This is a genomic window from Acinetobacter sp. YH16051, from assembly GCF_013417135.1.
Lineage (GTDB): Bacteria > Pseudomonadota > Gammaproteobacteria > Pseudomonadales > Moraxellaceae > Acinetobacter > Acinetobacter towneri.
Genome location: NZ_VPEN01000044.1, coordinates 1 through 4,935, shown reverse-complemented (window position 1 = coordinate 4,935; position 4,935 = coordinate 1). Strand labels below are relative to the sequence as shown.

5 protein-coding genes are annotated in these 4,935 nt (G+C 38.2%); 2 read left to right on the top strand and 3 right to left on the bottom strand.

From position 1 onward, the window contains the following. Nucleotides 1-654: 654 nt before the first annotated feature. Nucleotides 655-957, bottom strand: a complete 303-nt coding sequence (locus FTV41_RS13595; RefSeq protein ID WP_179991724.1) for an AlpA family transcriptional regulator — start codon at nt 955-957, stop codon at nt 655-657. Nucleotides 958-2,299: 1,342 nt separating this feature from the next. On the opposite strand from FTV41_RS13595, the gene FTV41_RS13590 reads away from it, so the two are divergent. Further along, complete coding sequence (locus FTV41_RS13590) at nt 2,300-2,485, top strand: hypothetical protein (protein ID WP_179991721.1); 186 nt, start codon at nt 2,300-2,302, stop codon at nt 2,483-2,485. Between the two features lie 283 nt (nt 2,486-2,768). Here FTV41_RS13590 and FTV41_RS13585 read toward each other — a convergent pair whose 3' ends face one another. Both FTV41_RS13585 and FTV41_RS13580 read right to left on the bottom strand, forming a co-directional pair. After that, a complete protein-coding gene (locus tag FTV41_RS13585; protein WP_368856091.1) occupies nt 2,769-3,149 on the bottom strand; it encodes a helix-turn-helix domain-containing protein in 381 nt (126 codons plus the stop codon). Nucleotides 3,150-3,190: 41 nt separating this feature from the next. Next, on the bottom strand, nt 3,191-3,670 hold the full coding sequence (locus FTV41_RS13580) for a HEPN domain-containing protein (protein WP_179991723.1): 480 nt from the start codon (nt 3,668-3,670) through the stop codon (nt 3,191-3,193). 441 nt (nt 3,671-4,111) lie between these two features. Between FTV41_RS13580 and FTV41_RS13575 the strand changes: the two genes are divergently transcribed. After that, a complete protein-coding gene (locus FTV41_RS13575) occupies nt 4,112-4,663 on the top strand; it encodes a hypothetical protein (protein ID WP_179991722.1) in 552 nt (183 codons plus the stop codon). The last annotated feature ends 272 nt before the right edge of the window (nt 4,664-4,935 follow it).

Here is a 4,935-nt window from a genome sequence, read left to right as displayed (position 1 = left end):
GTGATTCAGCGAGGATTTCACGTGCTTTGTTGGTGATAGTTTTATTTTCTCGTTCAGCAATGATTTGAAGTTTATCTTTGAGATCATCTTCAATTCTAAAGCTCACCGTTGTTGTTTTTTTGCTCTCCGCCATTAATTCCCCTTTTTTTTTGTTGTCTAAAAACGTTGACGTACAAGGCTCTAAGGTGTGTTACCTATGCGTTTTTAATTGGTTTGTTAAAAATATCGCAAAATACAAAATTACAGGCACGACATCGACCGCAGACAAACGGGGACATAATGGGGACATTATTGCCGTTTGTCTACAGTCGCGTACTCAGGGGGATCCCTGATACCCCGAAGCCTCTACGAGTCTTTTTTCTGACGCGCTGCGCTTGTCCAACGATTCACAGGCAGATAAAAATTTTATCTGCCCGTTCATCGTTTCATGAGTGGCAAAATGAAAGTCATTGTTTTGAGGGTTAACGGTGAGATCTCATTGCTAATCAAATGATGTTAAAAACGCCCCCAAAAGCTCGCAAAACCGTTCTAAACTTTCAACGTGATTTTTGGGGTTTGATAGGGTGATCGTGTCTTAAAATCGATTTGAGGGGCTTTGATGGGGATGAATGGGCGGTTTTCGCTAATCAACTCGCCCATTTAACATAAAAGGGATTAGTTGCACTTAGAATCGGTAGGTTCGTTATAATTTTCAGCATTTCCCATTCTAGCGTGATTTTCTTGAGCAAATTTTCGTTCTCTATGACTTTGAGCTTGATTATGTATCCATACATTTATGATTTTTGATGACCACCTAGGGCTATCTCCATGACCTAACCAAACGGTTGGTTGAGGGAAAGGAATTTGATTAGGAATGTCATTACGTCGAATTCTATTCAGCGTTGATTTACTGATACCTAATTTTTCACATAGATCCTTGATCCCCAAAAGGGTGTCATTGGCTATATCAAAATGCATCTTTCTCTCCGTATTCACTTCTAATTATCACTATTATGATGATTCTATATTAACACCGCTAGGTTCAAATTGAAGTACGTATGGTTTTTTTAGCGGTACAGGGTGATTCAAATGCTATTATTTAAAAGCAAAAAAGCCAGCAATTTGCTGGCTTTTTACATAACGTGGATTAACTACGGTTATCAGCCTGATTTTATTGCAATTGCAAACTGCATTAAACGTTCTTTTTTCTCCGTTGAGCCTAAAAACTAATAGTTGCCATACCAGAGAAGCAAGCTAGTATTACTATTCTCACTTGCTCGGTATTGAATATCGACGTTTCCAAGGGAAGCCTACCGGCTTCCCTTTTTTATGGTTGAATGGGGTTGATTTCCATAACAGGAATCGAATACATGAGACAACCTATTGACTACGAACAATTTAAAATTGGTTTGGCTTTGAATTTTTTCATGCCTATTTGAACTCTCAGGCTCAAATTTTGAGCAAAAAAGTGCCTAATGCCCCAATGTGGTACTAATCAAAACGGAGCGAAGCGACAACGTCTTTTTGTCTTTGCTTTTCTCCATGATCAGTGATTGGGTCATGGCTTCTTAGCTTGTTCCATTAGCTAAGTCTGGTACTTCTGGTCAGTTTGGGCTTCTCTCGACGGTGCAATCCTAGAAACCCTGGTCCGTTGATTGGTGCTCTTATCAGGTACGCACTGTAATCTTTCGATACCGCAGCGTGATTCGGAGGCAGAGCCGGAATTTCGTTTTCCGGTACGTTATTACCACAATTTGCCTGTTTATCCTTTCGGGGACCGAGCCAAGTCCGAGTCAATCAAGTGGTGCATTTGGGTTAATGTCGTTGGCTGGTATTTAATGAGAACGTGACAAGCGTCTCTCACGCTGCTAAGATTGGATTGAGCTTTCTAATCGTAGCAGCGAATGCACCGATTCAGAGTACCAAAGCCCTGTGATACTGTCACGGGGCTTTTGTACATCTGTAGGTTAGAAATTTATTAAGTCATCTAAAAATGGCTACGTATAAGACCCATTATGTTAAATGGGCGAGTTAACTTGCTAAAACCGCCCATTCATCCGCATTAAATCCCCTCAAATCGATTTTAAGACACGATCCCCCTATAAAACACCCAAAACCACGTTGAAAGTTTAGAACGGTTTTGCGAGCTTTTGAGTGCGTTTTTAACAAGTTTTTATTTCATGTGAAATTCTTCTAGTAAGTCTTAAAACAATCCACATTCACGGTGGATAAATCGGGGAATATCGTTTGATATTGTGATTTACTCTTTGATAATCAAAAGCAAGAACAATTTGTTTATTTATTAGCCGATGGTGATTACATGAAAACGAAACCAGAAACAGAAATGCGAAAATGGAAAAGATTGAATCAAATCGTTTCAAGGAAAAGAAAGTATAGGCAAGAAGACCTTGATAAGTGGCGTAAAGAGCAAGAGGAAGAAGAGCGGATTAAAGAATGGCTGGATGAAAATGAAGGTGCGATAAAACGCCACATGAAAGACTTGTAGCGTTTAACATAAAAGGGATTAGTCGCACTAAAAATCGATAGGCTCATTACAATTTTCAGTATTTTCCATTCTTGCGTGATTTTCTTGAGCAAATTTTCGTTCTCTATGACTTTGAGCTTGATTGTGTATCCATACATTTATGGTTTTTGATGACCACCTAGGACTATCTCCATGACCTAACCAAACAGTTGGTTAGGTCATGGAGTTTGATTAGGAATGTCATTACGTCGAATTCTAATGAATAACCCCGCCGCAATCAGTGTGGAATATAACTCTCAGAGATTTACTTCTTTTTCATAAACTTATTTATATAAGGGATTACGCCATCAACAATTGCAACACCGGCTGCAGTCAGTCCGATTATGGATGCTCGAGTTATAATTGTTTTTGTTGTTACCCATTCAGCACTATTTTCCTTTAGTTCTTTCTCTGATGGCAGCTCCGTTTCAACCTCATAACCCTGAGATTTAAGAGCTTTAACTCTATCGTCAGCAACTTTAAAGAGCTGCCATGGTTCCAATTCAAACCCATGAGAAATTTTTAATACATTTTCTATGGTCGATGCCCTACCAATTTCAACCCTGGCTAATGTTGACTGAGTCATTCCACATAACTGAGATGCAGAAGCTTGATTTAGGCCTCTATGCTCTCTTTCTTCAGAAATTACAGTTCCAATTTAAAAATTCAGTATTGAGTAACACAAAATTAAAGAAGATGTATATCTTTGATAAATGATTTCAATACATTTAATCTAGAAACCAAAATTTCGTAATCGCTGGCATCAACATTTAATAGAACATAATGAGATTTTCTTTTTTGGAAATATGGGTATCTCAAGTTATTGTGTAAGTGGTTCGAGTTAGTTTTAAGCAAAACATTAGAAGCGAATTGTGCTCGAATTTGCTCTTTCTGAATATTATCGGTTGATAGTATATTAATGAGCATATCAAATGCTGATTCTATAGAATGATTTCTATTTTCATCTCTAAAAAAATCGTTATCTGCATTGATAAGTGAAAAAATCTTACTCCTTATTAACTTCTCCATTGATTGTAAAATCAAATAACAAGCAACCCGATATTTACCTAACTTTGCTAACTCTGAAGCGGCACTTTCATCTTCTTGAGACAATTTTAGGTAAGTGTTACTAATATTTATATTTCTTTCTATTTTACCTATCATCATTTTAGTACATACCTACGAAAAATTATAATTATTAAAATTTATACCCACTAACGCTTATTGTGAACGGTTCTGTCGCATTAAGGCTGTTTGCACGGTAATCTACCCTTTTGAAGTACGTGTATCTTTTTTAATGGTACACGTACTTCAAATGGTATTATTTAAAAGCTAAAAAGCCAGCAAATTGCTGGCTTTTTACATAACGTGGATTAGTCGCACTAAAAATCGATAGGCTCATTACAATTTTCAGTATTTTCCATTCTTGCGTGATTTTCTTGAGTAAATTTTCGTTCTCTATGACTTTGAGCTTGATTGTGTATCCATACATTTATGGTTTTTGATGACCACCTAGGACTGTCTCCATGACCTTATTGATTATTGGTAAGTTTTAGCGGGGGGTGTGATAAAATAGTAAAACGTTGCAAATGGATTATAAGGATAAAAATGAAAGACGATAAGGTAAGTCAGAGTAGCGAGCCATTAGCTATGATGACACATGAACGAGCGCGAAAAGGTCTTATCACCAGAGTAATTCTAGCTGCCACTGTGGGGGGGGTTAGCTCTACACTAAATGCAGTTTGCAATAACGACACTAATAGCGGTGTATCTTCTGTTGCAAGCATTATTGGTTCAGTCGCTGGGTCTTCTGCGGTGCAGTACCTTGTGGAGAAAGTGGTTGATACTAATGGTTTGAGTTTATCAAAAGAATCTAAGATTGGAATGGCTGTTGGAGTTGGTATTGGCGTATCGAGTATATCTAATGCATTAGTTAATAGTTATAACTCGGATACTGACCTTGATTTGTCAGAAGTTGCTACTCAGACAGCTAAGCATGTTGGAATGGGTTATGGTAGCACAATAGGTGCATTGAAGATTATGGGCCCCGAAGACGCTTCTTTTTGGGATGACGATCTAACGCTTACTAATACCACAAAGACCACGTACGACATGGACAATTCTTTAGCTCATTTAGCCTATTTTAAGTGGGACGACTAATAAAAATCAAATACACACCTAATGCCCCAATGTGGTACTAATCAAAACGGAGCGAAGCGACATCATCATTCTGTCTTTGCTTTTCTCCATGATCGGTTATTGGGTCATGGCTTCTTAGCTTGTTCCTTTAGCTAAGTTTGGTACTTCTGGTTAGGTTGGGCTTCTTTCGACGGTGCAATCCAAGAAATCCCTAGTCCGTTGATTGGTGCTCTTATCAGGTACGCACTGTAATCTTTCGATACCGCAGCGTGATTCGGAGGCAGAGCCGGAAT

Coding starts and splice junctions, on each gene's coding strand:
- FTV41_RS13595 (WP_179991724.1), bottom strand. CDS start 957: ATGCATTTTGATATAGCCAATGACACCCTTTTGGGGATCAAGGATCTA.
- FTV41_RS13590 (WP_179991721.1), top strand. CDS start 2,300: ATGAAAACGAAACCAGAAACAGAAATGCGAAAATGGAAAAGATTGAAT.
- FTV41_RS13580 (WP_179991723.1), bottom strand. CDS start 3,670: ATGATGATAGGTAAAATAGAAAGAAATATAAATATTAGTAACACTTAC.
- FTV41_RS13575 (WP_179991722.1), top strand. CDS start 4,112: ATGAAAGACGATAAGGTAAGTCAGAGTAGCGAGCCATTAGCTATGATG.